Annotated in this window: 11 protein-coding genes and 1 pseudogene; 6 read left to right on the forward strand and 6 right to left on the reverse strand. The window is 33.7% G+C overall.

Features of this window, described 5'->3' with window-relative positions:
* Nucleotides 1–300 precede the first annotated feature (300 nt).
* A complete protein-coding gene (locus ABDZ84_RS13380) occupies nucleotides 301–1,428 on the reverse strand; it encodes a response regulator (protein WP_343781868.1) in 1,128 nt (375 codons plus the stop codon).
* Nucleotides 1,429–1,787: 359 nt separating this feature from the next.
* On the opposite strand from ABDZ84_RS13380, the gene ABDZ84_RS13385 reads away from it, so the two are divergent.
* Nucleotides 1,788–4,856, forward strand: a complete 3,069-nt coding sequence (locus ABDZ84_RS13385; RefSeq protein WP_343781870.1) for a hybrid sensor histidine kinase/response regulator — start codon at nucleotides 1,788–1,790, stop codon at nucleotides 4,854–4,856.
* Between the two features lie 172 nt (nucleotides 4,857–5,028).
* Entirely contained in the window at nucleotides 5,029–5,946 is a 918-nt protein-coding gene (cyoE, locus tag ABDZ84_RS13390) for a heme o synthase (protein WP_026681614.1), read from the forward strand.
* 742 nt (nucleotides 5,947–6,688) lie between these two features.
* Here the strand turns inward: cyoE and ABDZ84_RS13395 are convergent.
* From ABDZ84_RS13395 to ABDZ84_RS13410, 4 genes are read right to left on the reverse strand one after another with little or no spacing between them, the layout of a single operon-like run.
* Nucleotides 6,689–7,057 carry a Ger(x)C family spore germination C-terminal domain-containing protein gene (locus ABDZ84_RS13395; protein WP_343781880.1) on the reverse strand — a complete coding sequence of 123 codons (369 nt, stop codon included), beginning with the start codon at nucleotides 7,055–7,057 and terminating at the stop codon, nucleotides 6,689–6,691.
* Entirely contained in the window at nucleotides 6,970–7,830 is an 861-nt protein-coding gene (locus ABDZ84_RS13400) for a Ger(x)C family spore germination protein (RefSeq protein WP_026681616.1), read from the reverse strand. The genes ABDZ84_RS13395 and ABDZ84_RS13400 overlap by 88 nt, the downstream gene beginning before the upstream one ends.
* A 1-nt stretch (nucleotide 7,831) precedes the next feature.
* Nucleotides 7,832–9,268, reverse strand: a complete 1,437-nt coding sequence (locus ABDZ84_RS13405; protein WP_026681617.1) for a spore germination protein — start codon at nucleotides 9,266–9,268, stop codon at nucleotides 7,832–7,834.
* Nucleotides 9,265–10,209 carry an endospore germination permease gene (locus ABDZ84_RS13410; RefSeq protein ID WP_343781882.1) on the reverse strand — a complete coding sequence of 315 codons (945 nt, stop codon included), beginning with the start codon at nucleotides 10,207–10,209 and terminating at the stop codon, nucleotides 9,265–9,267. Before ABDZ84_RS13410 ends, ABDZ84_RS13405 begins: the two co-directional genes overlap by 4 nt.
* A gap of 408 nt (nucleotides 10,210–10,617) precedes the next feature.
* Between ABDZ84_RS13410 and ABDZ84_RS13415 the strand changes: the two genes are divergently transcribed.
* The 4 genes and pseudogenes from ABDZ84_RS13415 to ABDZ84_RS13430 form a co-directional block, all read left to right on the forward strand.
* A complete protein-coding gene (locus tag ABDZ84_RS13415; protein ID WP_343781874.1) occupies nucleotides 10,618–10,953 on the forward strand; it encodes an ArsR/SmtB family transcription factor in 336 nt (111 codons plus the stop codon).
* A 43-nt stretch (nucleotides 10,954–10,996) separates the two neighbouring features.
* On the forward strand, nucleotides 10,997–11,995 hold the full coding sequence (locus ABDZ84_RS13420) for an NADP-dependent oxidoreductase (RefSeq protein WP_343781876.1): 999 nt from the start codon (nucleotides 10,997–10,999) through the stop codon (nucleotides 11,993–11,995).
* A 475-nt stretch (nucleotides 11,996–12,470) separates the two neighbouring features.
* Entirely contained in the window at nucleotides 12,471–13,748 is a 1,278-nt protein-coding gene (locus tag ABDZ84_RS13425) for a sensor histidine kinase (protein ID WP_205388800.1), read from the forward strand.
* 261 nt (nucleotides 13,749–14,009) lie between these two features.
* A pseudogene (locus ABDZ84_RS13430) lies at nucleotides 14,010–14,742 on the forward strand (IS256 family transposase); the annotation flags it as partial.
* Nucleotides 14,743–15,002: 260 nt separating this feature from the next.
* On the opposite strand, the gene ABDZ84_RS13435 reads toward ABDZ84_RS13430, so the two are convergent.
* Nucleotides 15,003–16,064, reverse strand: a complete 1,062-nt coding sequence (locus tag ABDZ84_RS13435) for a DUF5067 domain-containing protein (RefSeq protein ID WP_321132774.1) — start codon at nucleotides 16,062–16,064, stop codon at nucleotides 15,003–15,005.
* Between the last annotated feature and the right edge of the window lie 291 nt (nucleotides 16,065–16,355).

Consider the following 16,355-nt stretch of genomic DNA (forward strand, 5'->3'; position numbering starts at 1 on the left):
AAGTCAACCTATTACTTATGACAAGAATTGTTGCACCTTCGCATAGCGGAGACGAATTACGTAGACTCCTACGGGATTAGCGCGAGCCGAAAATCCATTTTGCAACGTGTTCTTCTTTGCAAAGTTAGTTGAGGCCGTGCCCGCGGAAAGCGAAGTAATTAGTCGGAGCATTGCCAATAGACATCAAACATTTCAAAATAACTACTTGGCTTAACGCAGTCATTGCACTGATTTTATACTTTCTTAACTTATAAAAAAACCATGCTGGATAAGTGATCCACCATGGCTTTTCTAAACTATTTAATTATATTTTTTCCATTGACTGTACCAATTACGAATGTCTGTATGAGGCTTCGTTCCAAATTCTGTATGTAAAAATTCTTTTAAATTCTGATAATGCCTCTCAACATTAATCGAGTCATTCGTTGTAGCATAAATCTTCAGTAAAATAAAATGAGCTTCTTCGTTCTCTGGATGGCTATCACAAACTTTTTTAAACCATTTTTTCGCCTCCTGATACGACTGCTCCTTCCAATCAATTTTTAATGCATAATCCAACCAAACTTGTTCAAGCTGCAATTGATGATTTTCTGCCCACCAATAACCATGTTCTTCTAAATAAGAACCTTTATACAAATCCATAATCTCAACATATCTATCAATCGAATTTATAGTCATAGGAGGTGCTAGTTCTAGTTTTTCCTTCCATAGCTGGATATCTATCGTGATATTTTGCGTAGATAGGGTATACCCTTCCTTGGTATTTATAATCTTAAAATTGCTTGGATATTTCTTTAAGACATTTCTTACATGGTAAACAGCTGTATATAATTGGGCATAAGCTTTTTCAGGGTCTAAGTCTGGCCAGAGTAACTCGATTAAAAAGGACTTCTGAACTAGCTTTTCTTTGTTGTGCAATAGATATAGAAATAATTCCTTCGCCTTCAAGGTTCGCCATGAAATAACTTCCTTTTCCCCATGGCTAGTTGTGAGTGATAAGCTCCCACATACATTTATCTGTAGCGTATTATTTAATGAGTTATTAGAAGACATAGATTTAGATTCACCATTAACTTTTGCCAAAAGACGTTCTACGGTTTTGTTTAAACGTTGTATCGAAAAAGGCTTTAAAAGATAATCTAGTGCATTTATTTCAAATGCTCTTACCGCATGCTGATTATATGCAGTAACAAAAACGATTTGTAAAAATGGATGACTGGATAGTAATTGTTCAGCTAATTCCAGACCATCTACCTGTGGCATTTCTATATCTAAAAAAACAACATCTGGATGTAGCTGTTGAACCTTTTTTCTTACCATTAGCGGGTTAGTTAGTTTATCAATAACATCGATATCACTATTTTTCTTAAGAAGATGTTCCAAAAAATCTACTGCCATTTGTTCATCGTCTACAAGAATCGCTTTCACCCATATATCCTCCCTACTCCCATTTAAGTATGAATCGATTGTACTATATAAGGTATTTAACTCGTAGTCTATCTATAAAATTAGTAGAGGTCAAAAGATTGGATTTATACGTAGCATTTTACTTAAGAAATAGCTACATACTATTTATGAAGAAAATCGGAAACCTAATACAACTAAGCTTGCAATATTAATCATTGAACTATTTATTCGAACAGAATTAGGATGTTCTATATCTTTTTACTGATTTCTAAAGGAATGAATGACCTAGCCTTTGTTATCTACCATAAAAATATATCATTGAATAGAAATGATAAATAAGTTAGAGTAGAGCATATTAATTTAAAGGACTGTGACAAAACATGCGTAATAAGAAACAGATGTCTATTCCAAAGATATTTATTATTATTAGTGTTTTTCTCATACTGTTGAGTTGTTTACGGATTGGCTGGCTCCTGTACCATCAACCACCCGAGCACCCGCAGGCGAAAAACGGAGTCATTGACCTAAGTACTTGGGATTTCAAGGATGACCAAACCACCACACTCAATGGAGAATGGGAATTCTATCCTAACCAATTTCTAACGCCATTACAGCAATGGAAGGCTACCAATTATATAAATGTACCAGGCAATTGGAAAGGTGAATGGAATCAAACCAAAGATAAACAAACATCCTATGGATACGGTACGTTTCGCTTAAAAATTATTCTTCCAGAGAATGAGCAATCGTTATACGGAATCCGCATAAAAGATATCACAACTGCGGCTAATGTATACATCGACGATAAACTCGTAGCAGCATCTAATCACCCTACTAAAAGCAAGGAACAGCATGTACAAAAAAACGGACCTTTCTCTACTATCTTCCATACAAATAATACGAACGAAATGGAGCTATTGATTCATATATCAAATTACCAAATTCCTTTTGAAGGTGGTATTACGAACGCGATTCAGTTTGGTACGGATCAGGCTATTAATAAGCTGGAAAGCGGATCAATCGCTTTTCAAGTAACTATTTTTATCATTTATTTATTACATAGCATGTACGCCATTTGTTTATTTCTCTTGGGGAGAAAAGGGAAAGCACAAAAAGAACTTCTCTTTTATGGACTAATGCTAATCTTAGCAGCATTTACTAACTTAATTGATGATAATATCGTTTTGGAGCTACCAATTCCTATTGAATGGTATCAAAAGCTTCTATCCATATTATTTATTAGTACGTTATTGGCATTATTAGCATTTGTAAAATCATTATACCGTGTAAAAAGCCGTTTATTTACATCACTTCTAGTAATTTATTTCACTCTATCTGTCAGCTTAGTGGTAGTTCCTATTGACTTTTTTGTTTTTATTAATTTTGGAATGATGATCTTTTTCCTAATTGCTTTCTACTTCTTATTCTCACAAACGATTAAAACAATCAGAAGAGGAAAGGCAGATGCCATCTTTATTCTATTATTTGTAACCAGCTACACATCAAATGTATTAATATGGGGAAATATTGTAAATATGAATTTAATTGATATGCCGTATTACCCATTCGACTTTCTTATCTCAATCATTACCATTGCTTTATTCTTATTCAAACGTCATATCCGTATGGCTCATTTGAATGAGAAGCAAAAAGCTGAACTGCTTAACGCAGATAAAAAGAAAGATGAATTTCTAGCAAATACCTCCCATGAATTACGAAATCCGCTTCATGGAATTATTAATATTGCCCAAACTATTTTACGTAATGGGTCTGCTTCTTTATCAGCTAAAAATAAAGAAAGCTTACACCTACTCATACAAATAGGGCAACGAATGACCTTTACCCTCAACGACATCCTTGATATCTCTCGATTACAAGATCAATATATTACATTAAATAAGAAAAGAGTAAACCTGCACTCCGTAGCTGCTGTTATTCTTGATATGATAACTTATATGACAGAAAATAAAAATTTACAATTACGATTAAACATTTCCCCCTCGTTTCCAGAGGTATATGCAGATGAAAATCGATTGCTACAAATAATCTTTAACCTTGTTCATAATGCGGTTAAATACACGAATGAAGGAAGTGTTACGATAGACGCCTCTTATGAAAATAAGATTGCAACCATTCATATTAGAGATACCGGTATAGGGATGAGTGAAGAGACGCAACAAAATATCTTCAAGCCATATAACCAAGGAAATATGAAAGATAACGGCGGAATTGGTTTGGGACTCAGTGTTTGTAAACAATTAGTAGAATTACATGGTGGGACCATGTCTGTTCAATCAGTTATTGGTAAGGGTTCTACATTCTCTTTTACACTCCCAATAGCAGACAACGCAACAAATGTAGAGGAAAATAAGATAGTACCAGCTACTGATGAACATGTTCATAACTTTTATCCAATAGATGAGGCAGAGACGGAGGTATCCGCTACAAGAGAAAATAGAAACCAAGCACGTATACTTATGGTCGATGATGACCCGATTAATTTACGTATTTTACACAACGTACTTAGTCCATATTATGACATGATTACTGCCACTAGCGGTAAAGAAGCATTATTACATATCCATTCAAGAGAATTGGATTTAATTATCGCAGATGTAATGATGCCAACGATGTCTGGCTATGAATTAACCAAGATTATCCGAAAGCAATTCTCCATTTCGGAGCTACCTATTTTGCTGTTAACAGCACGGAATCAATTAGAAGATATTTATACTGGATTTCAATCAGGTGCTAATGATTATGTTGCAAAACCAATAGATGCCTTAGAGTTAAAAGCTCGTGTTGATGTTTTAACAAGTCTAAAAGCATCCGTCCATGCACAACTTCGGATGGAAGCTGCTTGGCTTCAAGCACAAATACAACCACACTTTTTATTTAACACACTGAATACAATTGCTTCCTTAGCTGAGATTGATACGAAGAGAATGATAAAACTGCTTGAAGAATTTAGTAATTACTTGCGAAGAAGCTTTGATATGACGAATAAAAATGCGCTTATTCCTCTTGAGAATGAACTTGATTTAGCACGCTCGTATTTATTTATTGAAAAGGAACGCTTTGGAGATAGACTACATGTTTCCTGGGAGATCAAAGATAACATTCCAATACAAATTCCTCCGCTATCCATCCAGCCAATCGTAGAGAATGCTGTTAGACATGGTATCCTAAAGCAAGTAGAGGGCGGTACAATTCGTATTCAAATAGTAGAACATAACACTTATTATAGTATTACCATCATCGATGATGGTGTCGGAATGGATCAACAAAAAGTAAAGCAAATTCTAAGTGATGAATGGGTTTATGGAAGCGGACGTGGGATTGGACTAGCGAATACTAATCGACGATTTAAACAATTATATGGAGTAGGCTTAGATATTCAAAGTACGCCTTATATGGGTACAACTGTTACTTTCAAAATACCTAAGTAAAATGATTGTCATTGCTTATATGTCTATCATCAAAATAATTCTTCTGCTATTGAGAATAAGGCAGTAGATATATATGGTATGAAATAATGTCCATTATGTGAAGAAAACACATTTTAACTATTTATGTGACTATATTTGTTAAAATGAAAGGGTAAGAAAGCGAGATGGTCACATGAAGAAAAAAGAAAATCAAATGCATGAAAATCAATCCTTAGTAAATGCTCTTGCACAGACTGTAAAGACCGGCATTATTAAATCCAATCTAATCCCAATGTTTGCAGGGTTATTTTTAGCTATTTATACCTATCAATATAGCCTCTATGAAAAATTACCCGAAATTCTATTTGCTTTTGTTGGAACGAGCCTCGTTATTGGTGCAGCTGGTGCTTTTAATAACTTGTATGATCGAGACATTGATGAAATCATGGAAAGGACCAAAAATAGGCCAACAGTAACTGGAAGAATTAAACCAACCTATGTTTTATGTCTTGGAATTTTGATGTCTTTGGTTGGCATATTCACCCTTGTACTAGCAACACCACTGGCAGGAGTACTGGGCTTTTTAGGCTTATTCTTTTATGCAGTACCCTATACAATGTGGAGTAAGCGTAGAACTGTTTACAACACCGAAATTGGTAGTATTTCAGGTGCGATGCCGCCGCTGATCGGTTGGGCAGCTATATATCCGGATATTACTCACCCTGCAATTATTGGCTTGTTTATCATATCCATTATCTGGCAAATGCCACATTTTTATGCCATTGCTATTCGCAAGCATAAAGAATATCAAGCTGCAAGAGTTCCTATGCTTCCGGTAGTTAAAGGGATTCGGAGAACCTATATTCAAACAAATATTTATTTAGTCGTCGTGGTAGCAACCAGCTTCTTACTTGGTACACTTAGTCTAGGCTTACAGTTAGTAGCTCTGCTGCTAAGTCTTTCTTGGTTGTCACTCAGCATTATTGGTTACCACAAAATGGATTCGGAGAAATGGGCAAAATCGATGTTTTTATTTTCACTTATTTATATGACTGTACTATTTTCTACCGTCATTATTTATTCATTAATGGGAACTATTTTTAATTTATAAGTTACTTGAGGTAGCATAAGCTTAAAATCAAGCTTATGCTTTTCACATATTCAACTCCACTCTGTTTTTCGCATTACTTTTCTAACAAAGGCTTTAATGATAGTAAAAAGGGTTATACGATAAAAAGCATAATTAGAGTTGATACACTATTTGTATGGGATGATTTTGAGACTGCGTTGTGGGTCTTCTTTGTATTATTACTAATCGTGAGTTTTATTCATCAGCTTGGTCATTATACAATGGCAAGAATATTTATTGGAAGGTCAGTATTGATACTTGGTAGAGGTAAAGAATTATTTAAATATAGATCGATTCGAGTAAATAGAATCCATTTTCTAGACGCCTTTGTCATTATAAAGCCTTAAGAATTGACAATCTCTTTACGCACCTCCTTGTCCATACAGGAAGAAATATCTTCAATATCGGTTCCTGCTGCTGCTCATTTATCTCATACTAGTGAATATCTCACTGGGCACACAAGTCTGTTATTAATTTGGTTATTTTTCAGTATTTTTTGCGCTAATTCCTATACAATATAGCAAAAAACACGCTAGTGATGGCAAAGCCTTATACGATATAATACGCAATCAAGAAGCAACTAATACCTAAAAGATACTAGCTTTAGAAGTATACCCCAGTAGTACCCCTAGTCTTCTACAGGCTCATTTGCTTTCCATTCATCAAGCAAATGCTGCTATAGTTAGCATTGTTAAGTGAAAGCTTTTCTCCTTAATATTACTAATTAATTATTTTTTCCAGCTCCAGCATGTCTCAAAACTAAATCGACTTGTATTTCATCTAATATTCCATCCTCCGTAAAAAAAGAATCCTTATTAACTAAGTTCTTCCAATATTTATGTTGGTCGCGATATAATAGATTCTCTAAACGTAAGAAATCGGTTTCTTTCTCTTTACCTAGCTCAAATAAAGCCTTTATTTGATTCTTAATGGCATCTTTTGTAGTATTAATCACTTTATTCGTAATAATAGTTGAGTCCTTATTTTGGTTCGTAACATAACCTTCTACTTCAACATGCACATCAAATCTTGGCTGCCTGCTTTCATACTGTCTGTCACTTCGGATTTTAAATCTTCGATTACTACTAGTAATTGATCATCCTTTTTATTATTAGATATTAAGACGGATGTACGATCCATTTCTGGCGTAATCCAACGTAATCCCTTTAATTCCTGCAATTCAAAGAATCCTTTAAATGTATCATTCTTCATAAAAAATGCCCCATCATACATTAACTTGGCATCATCTTTATTATTTTTCTTCCATTGTGTATGATTGATAGCAAGTGAAGGAATATAGGTAGTTAAAGCTGGTTCATATACTTCTCTAGCAAAATGATGTAATTCAAACGGTCGAAATAACGAATTTTGTTTATATATTTCAACAGGATTATGCAAGATAGTCTCTAATGAACCTTGATTAAAAAACCCTTGGGTAGAGAGTATATCATTGATATCTTCTTTTGTAGCAAACACCCAAGGCGTTAATCGGAATTCGTTATACCGAATTACACCATCGAAGATGCTTTTAAATCCATGCTTAATAGCCGATTCTCCCAGCAAGATACTTGTAACATGGGACCAAATAATTTTTTCCTGCGCCGTATTATACAATTCAAACAGGGCATCATTAAATGTTTTCGCTGCTGTTTTTGATACATAAACATCAGGCGCTGTAGCGGTAGCTCCTTCGGTATTGGATAAACTACTTAAACTAACCATCTGTACATAAGCAATATATTTATCATCCTTGTAATCTACACCAATGGCTGTAGCATAATTCATTTGTTGAATTTCTTTTACATCACTACAGCCTGTAATTACTATTAAAAAGAAGAAAAGGGGGATGATAACCATTTGTCGCATATTATCTTCTCCGTTTCTGAAGCATCTGTGCTGAATTATTCCGGCGTTTAAAAGGGTTTATTAATAACGCATCCAGAAATTCTTTAAAACTTAATGTAACAACCGGTTCAAGATACGATAAGGAAAAAGATTCTAAACGTGTCAAATAGACCACAATACTTAATAATCCTAGTAAAAATCCGTATATTCCTAAAAAACCTGAAATTAATATCATATATACTCGTAATATACTTACTGTTCCAATTAATGATTGATTAACTAGTGTATACGTACATAGTGTGGAAAGTGCAATTACAACAATTAGTGTTGCAGAAGCAAGTCCTGCACGAATTAGTGCATCCCCAATAATAATACCACCAACGATCGCAATTGTTTGGCCGACAGGCTTTGGCATCCGTACCCCAGCTTCTCTAAGGATTTCAAATAATACTAACAAGAATAAGAATTCCAATATAAATGGTAATGGCATACCACCTCTAGCCTCTACGACTGTCGCTAAAAGGTTAAAAGGGAGAAGATCAATATTAACGGACGCGATAGCGATCCAAAAACCAGGTAACAAAATAGCTAACAACAGACCAATCAGTCTAACCACCCGTTGAAACGCGACAATATGATAGGGAAAGTGGACATCCTCTGGAGACTTTAGCAATTCAAATAAATTAATTGGTCCAATCAGGATTAATGGCGAACCATCAATAATGATGATAAATCTCCCTCTTAAGAGACACTCCACAGCAAAATCTGGTCGTGCAATATTATCAAATAACGGAAATAATGAGAACGTTCTATCAGAAACCCATTGTTCTAATTGACCACTGCTTAAAATACTTTCTACCTTTATATTATTTAATCGCTGACGTACTTCTTTAATCACCTGCATATTTGCCTTATTATGTATATAAACAAGTGATGTTTTTGTTTTACTAATGGATCCTAACTCGAATGATTCATTATATAAACGCTCTGTTTTTAAACGCTTCCGAATCAATGCGATATTAACATTTACTTCCTCGGTAAAGCCGTCTTTTGGCCCTTTTACAGATAGTTCTGTGTTTGACTCTTCTGGATTACGTTGAGGGATCTTTGCAATATTTACTGCATATACAACGTTTTCTCCTACTTTATAAAGAATGAAATAACCAGATAGGATTTTCGAAATGACGTCATCAAAGCCGTCGATAACAAAAAGAGGTGGTAATTCTTCATTATTTTTATGAATATTGTCTTTCAAAATAGCTGTAACTATTTGATTATAATACTCATTTAATTGTACAGAATCAACCATTCCATTGAAGTAAAAAGAACCAATTGCAGCTTCATCATGAGGTATATATTCTACATCTGCATGAACAGAGAAGAAATCTTGTAGCTGGTCGATACGTAATGTACCACTGTGTAATTTTTTAGTTATTTGTTGCGTTGTATATTTTGTCATGAGTTTGTATTCTCTCCTTTATTAGAGAAGATCCCGATGAGTACTAAGATAGTCGTCAAGTAAACTCCAAAAATTAGTGCCCCATAATAAAAATAATTCTGTGTAATCTTTTGTATCCAAACATCGCTATTTTCCGGTATCGTTACAACTATTAATGTCATAATAATGATTCCAATAATCGTCCACTTCAATTTGGAAGATGAGTTATTCCAAATATTCCAAAGTACATAAATGCATAACGATAGTCTTATAAACACACCGCTTAGTAACTGAAACACTGCAAAATAATCTAGATGAGACACATGCTGTCCAATGGATACTAACCGCCATTGTTCGAAAGCAGGAAATCTCATTTGTGAAGCAACTTCAGGACCAAAAGAGGCTATCGAGCCTAATGTTGGCCCGAGAATAAGGATGGTTAATACAGCTATTAGACTAAGCAAACCAAAATAGGAATATTGCTTTTTCATCTGGTCTTGGAGTAAAAAAAGAATGATAAAATCAACATTAGCTCCTAACACCATCATGATTCCTTGTATTACTGGCCCCACTCCTTCCGTAAAGATTGGAAAAAGATAAGAATAATCTTTCTCAGCGAATGTTGCAATAGCAACAAAATAGCCTAAAACTATGACAAAGGGTAGTAATAACAAAGCAGAATACACAATCGTTTTTAAATTTGCAGAAGCTGCCCATACACAAATAATGATAAAAGGAATAGCTATAATCCAAATGGATGTACTCGGTAGGAAATATATTTGAACCGTATTAATCAAATCATTAAACGCTATAATTGCAATTAGTAAAATATATATAGAAATGGAGATAATAATAATGGTTGAAATTAGTTTACCTGTACGTTCATTTAACCATTTTTGTAAATGCTTATGTTTCAATTTATTTATAATTCTTCTTAGAAAAAGTGCCCAAATAATGATGATAAAATAAGCAGCGAATTATCCATTAGAAATATAAACAATATTTAAGGATACTGCTTTTTCTCTCGAAGCTTCAGGAAGAGGTTATGCAACGGAAGAAGCTGTGAGTAGTTTAGTCAAGCAGTTATTTGATGATTTTGACATTCGTAATAAAGTGATTCTGCATTTCATGTTTCTTCCTTTTAGAAGACCTCTAGATTAATTATCAAGTGTTGGAATACGAAAGCATTCTAACATCATCTCCTTTTAAAGTTGCTGAATATGAAAGTTAATAATGCTCCCTCCTAAAATATCTTCGTCTCGATTTGCTTTCTCAATATTGCATCTAACATAACAATAGTATACTGTTGTTTTTATTAATATGGTTTATCAACTTAAACCATTAAACTGATTTTGGAGGTATTTTATTGAATGAATAAACAGGATCAACTAAATATAATCAAAGAGGATTTTATTAAATGTCAAAAAGTACTTTTGGCAATTGGTGATGAAACACGTCAATCAATCTTGTTAGTTCTAATGGGAACTGATTGTCAAACAGGATTACGTGTGGGTGAAATCACTGAACAGACTCATCTTTCTCGACCTGCTGTGTCCCATCATCTTAAGGTTTTGCGAGAAGCCGGTGTGATTTTAATGCGTAAAGAAGGGACAAAAAATTTTTATTATATTAATGTATGTACAGAATTAGATTTATTAAAAATGCTTGTGTTGAATATTGATCATTTCATGCAGAAATTTTATTAATAATGATGGAATTTAACACACACATTATTTGGAGGTATAGGCTATGAAAGCAATGGTTATTGATAGGTATGGAAAAGTGCCAATGCGTTTGGCAGAAATGCCCACACCTGAAATTCGTGAATATGAGGTACTTGCAGAAATTCATGCAGCTAGTATTAATCCTGTTGATTTTAAGATACGCGATGGGAAAGTGAAATTGTTAGTTAAATATAAAATGCCACTTATTTTAGGGAATGACTTTTCTGGTGTCATTGCAAAGGTTGGCGCAAAGGTAACTCGTTTTAAAGTTGGTGACGAAATATATGCACGTCCACGTAAAAATAAAATGGGTACTTTTGCTGAATTTATTGCTATTCATGAAGATGATATCGCCTTAAAACCTAAAAATTTGAGCTTTGAAGAAGCAGCATCGATCCCACTAATTGGGTTAACCTCCTATCAAGCACTAATAGACATTTTGGATCTACAAAAGGGACAAAAGATTTTAATTCAAGCTGGGGCTGGAGGTGTCGGTACATTTGCTATTCAACTGGCCAAATTAGTAGGTGCCACCGTTGCAACGACCGCCAGTGAAGCTGGCGCGAACTTAGTAAAATCACTTGGTGCAGATGAAGTTATAAATTACAAGACAGAAAAATTTGAAGAGATCTTGAAAAAATATGATGCCGTATTTGATACACTGGGTGGCGAGATACTGGAAAGATCATTTGAAGTGATAAGGAGCGGAGGAAAGATAGTTTCTGTTTCAGGATTACCGAATGCTCGTTTTGGTAAAGAATATGGTTCTGGATTTTTTAAAACATTGTTGTTTTCAGTAGCAGGCCATAAACTTACTACGCTTGAAAAAAAACACAATGCGCCATATACATTTTTGTTTATGAAGCCAAGTGGAGAGCAATTACGTATAATCGCAAACTATATTGAGACCGGTAAAATCAAACCTATAATTGATAGAGTTTTGCCATTTGAAGATGCCCAAATAGCGATGGAATATGTGGAGTCTGGAAGGGCGAAAGGGAAAATAATATTGAAAATTAGATAGTTGTTGAACAAAGATACTATACATTCAATCGACATTGGAATGTACTTACAGTAAAGGTTGCTTTTGTTAAATAATTTTAATAAAATAAGCAAACTTTATTTTACTGTTATCTAACATACATTAGAAAATTAGAAACCAGATAAAAAATCATCAAGAAACAAGTTCATTCGCCAATTAGTGAAGCTTTATGAACTTGTGCAGATATCTTTGACTAATACAGGTATTGAACAAGGCAAAAACAGAACTAGCTTAAATTAGTTCTTGCTCTCCTTATTGTTAGGACCTTTAGCAACACTTGATAATCGTTCCGAAGGGGAAAATGAACTTGCTTGATTAGGCAAGGAAAATCAATATTTAATTTGTTTGTTTCGAACATGTAATATGAGTGTTATTATAAATGAGTTCATCATAATTAGAAAGTGGAGAAATGAAGGATCAATAAACTAATAATCTATCGAATTAATTGGAGGCTTATATGGCACTTGATCTAGCAACGCTTCTACTAGTTGTTGGTATCATTAATTTTATGGGATTAATATTAATGATTGTTTTATGGAGAATTAACCCTATGGTAAAAGGGCCTGCTTTCTGGACTTGGTCGTCTGTTAGTTGGTTTGTAAGCTTTATTAGTATATATTTTTTTGATGGAAGTTTGATCACATTCTTAAACAATTGTTGTACATTGATCGGTGCAATTCTATTAATGGAGGGTATCCTTAGATTTCGCGATTTTGGTAATGAAAGAAAAAGACAAAAACTAATAATAGCGTTAATTCTGTTATCCGTTATCATGTCGTTTATAAATCAAACAAATCCTACTGCAAGATATCTTTACCATGATTTTATTGTCGTACTCGTTGCAGTAATTGCGATAGTTGCTATACTCTTTAAAACAAATAAAGTTCAATTTTTAGTACATTTATATACAGCTGTTTCAGTCGTTTTGATCATCCCAGTTTTTTCTTATAGATGGTATTTAGCATTTAGCGGTCAAATCGAGGGGCAACTAATTGGACCAACACAACATTCATTCCAAGTTTTGTTAGTTCTATTTATTCTCCCTTTTTACATTGGATGGCCTTTAGGATTAGGACTTGCTTTATCCTATCAAATGAGGCAGGAATTGAAATCAGCAATGGAAGCAAAATGGTTACAAGCACAAATACAACCACATTTTATATTTAATACTTTAAATTCCATCAATGCACTAAGCATTGTAGACGTTGAAAAAATGCGTCGATTGGTAGATCAATTTAGTGAATTTCTACGGAGTAAATTTGACTCTGATTCCTTTAATAAATGGACACCTTTTGAAGAGGAAATTTCCGTTGTAGAATCCTATCTGTATATAGAAAAAGTAAGGTTTGGCAACAAATTAAAAGTTCATTGGAAAGTAGATGATGTAGAAGGTTTTTATCTACCAACGCTGACAATTCAACCAATTGTTGAAAATGCAATAAAACACGGGATTATGCAACGGACTTCTGGTGGAACAATTGAAATTAAAGTTTTTAAGAAATATGATTATTTACGAGTTATCATTAAAGATGATGGAGTTGGAATGAGCAATGACGTCATTCGTTCTATTAAACGCATTGATTCAATCGATTTTACAGGAGTAGGGATCAAAAATACGAATAGAAGACTAATTGAAAGTTTTGGAACAGGTTTGCAAATCAGAAGTAAGATAGAAGTTGGTACGGTGATCGCCTTTAACATTACAAAATACGTTTCTAAAAAAGCCAAAAAATAGCCTCCGTCATTTCAATATAACTGCTTATAAACCTTGGCTGACCATCCAAAAAAGTAGAAATTGAAAAAATGAAGTAAATAAATGCTGACAAGAAAAAAATAAGGAAGCAGCGAAGTATTTAAGTAATCAAGCTACTCTAGAGGATCCGGAAAAGTTAAAAAAACTACTAATAGAACGTGAGGGATTTCTAAGGAGTGAAAGCAATGAGACTTAAATCCAAAATATACAAGATCTCCGCATTTGGAACGATGTTGATGCTGTGAAACAAAGAAATATACCGTCTATACGATTTTAGGGTACACCATGGAAGGCAGAAAAGAAATACTCGGGTCTATGGCTAAATGAGACGGAAAGCAAACACAAGTCGATGCAAATCTTCGATGAAATCAAAGCAAGGGGTGTCGAAGACATACTCTTTATTTCCATGGATGGTGTGAGTGATTTGGAAGAAGGATCACGAGCAATTTTACCTGACGTTATCGTTCAACGATGCATCGTTCATTTGATTCGCAATTCCATCAAATCGTTCCAAGCAAGGATTATAAAGCTTTCACAAAATCTTTAAGAAAAGTCTATGGTGCACCAACCCTTAAGGCTTGTGCGAGCGCCTTTGAATCCTTTTAACAACAGTGAGCTGCCTATCCAGGAGCCATTGATGTATGGATAAGGAATTTTAGTCATGTCGAGCAACTCTTTGACTACGTTAACGCTATTCGGAAAGATGTACACGACAAATGCCGTAGAGATTATACACTCAAGCTTCAGGAAAGTAACCAAAAAAGGAGCATTCCCCAACGAGAACACTCTGTTAAAAGTGTTATATTTACGCGTAAAAGAACTCGAAACAAATTGGAAAGGCGGTTATATCCAAAACTGGTCCATCGTTATGAACCAACTTCTCCTCCACGAAAATCTAAAAGAAAGGGCTTTTAAAATACATGGAGTCTGTTTGTACTTACATACTTTATTTGACAAATCAAAAAAAACAATATAAATTTCTAACTTATATCAAAAAAAATAGCTATTTCGGGTAATTTGAAATCCAAAATAGCTATTTTTTTATGAGTACAATCAATATTCTTGAAAACTAATACTTTTTAAGTGACTCGAATTACAAAAGGTTATTTTTATTATCAGGATTATAAGTACAGAAACTCGTTCATTCAATACACCTCATTTTAATTCTGGGTATAGAACAAATACTATTTCATTAACGTATCTATAATCATTAACTTGTAAATAGAAAATAAAATACTATTTTGATACATCATAATTAATTTTCAGTGAAAAGTCAGGATATGTTAAAAGTGCATCACTTAAATACATTAATTTAATATCTTCTATGTTGCTATTTTGTACCTCCATGAACACCTTTCCTTTTATAGTTTCTCCCGGAGCGATTTTTCCTTCTTCTCCTTCATATAAATCATCAACAGCATTACCATCTATCTTCAGATGCGGACTATGAATAGTTTCTTTTCCATCTAACATAACATTTGGAAAAGTACTATAAAGTGATCTTTCTTCTTTTAATTGGTTCTCAAACTCCATGTCCATGACTAAAAACGATGAATCATCCATTGACTTTTGGATGCTATCATCTTCTTCTATAATTTCAATTTCATTAATTCGTACTCTATAAAACCTATTCTTCCCACGATCATCTATGTACATATCTTCACCAATATCATATGTACCAATTTTATCTCTACGGTTATCTTGTGGTATTTGGAAAACAACTTCTGGTTTTTCTTGTGTAGGATTCCACATTAATGTTCCTTCAAAGGAATACTTTTCCTCAACAGCTACAGCCCCTTTTAGTTCCATTGTTTCACCAGGAGCTAATTCGTATTGGAAAGTTTCTGTGTAATCTTTAAATGTATCATTTTTTGGATATGTTAAATTAAGCTCTGGTCCACCTGTTGGATAACGATACGTTGGAATTACATCACCTAAAGTCATTGAAGAATCGCCGACATTTTTCACAGTATAATCAACAAATGTAACACCAACATCTTCACTAGGAGAAGAGATTTCCGACTCTATAAATTCTTTATGTTCTTCTCCCTTTTCAAACCAAACTTCATTTACAGTAATTTCGGCTGGTACATCAGAATAATATCCAATGAGTTCGAATGTTTCACCAAATTCATGATACAATTTATTTTCTTCATCAACGTCATTATTATTAGATTCAGACTGTTCCTCATTTGCTTCATTTTCTTTGTTTTTACTTTCTACTTTTTCATTACTACATCCAGTTATAAGCAAAAATATAGAAATTAGAGTAATAAAGATAAACTTTACTTTAAACATTTTCTACAACCTTTCCATAAATTTTTTATAGATTAAAACATTCTACATATTACCACATATTGCTAAAATGATAAACAAATATTTAAAAAATATTTAAACAAATCAACAGGGAATTATTCTTCTCTATATTCAATTACAACCCTGCTTAATAGTAAATTTCTTATTTCTTCATATACTTACTACTTACAGTATCATGATAAACATATTCTATACTACTTTTAAGGGGCTGGGACAAAACCCAGTAAAATAAAAAGTGGTACTCGCCAATAATTTGGTAAGTACCACTTTTTT

This window comes from Virgibacillus salarius, assembly GCF_039521925.1.
GTDB lineage: Bacteria > Bacillota > Bacilli > Bacillales > Amphibacillaceae > Virgibacillus > Virgibacillus salarius.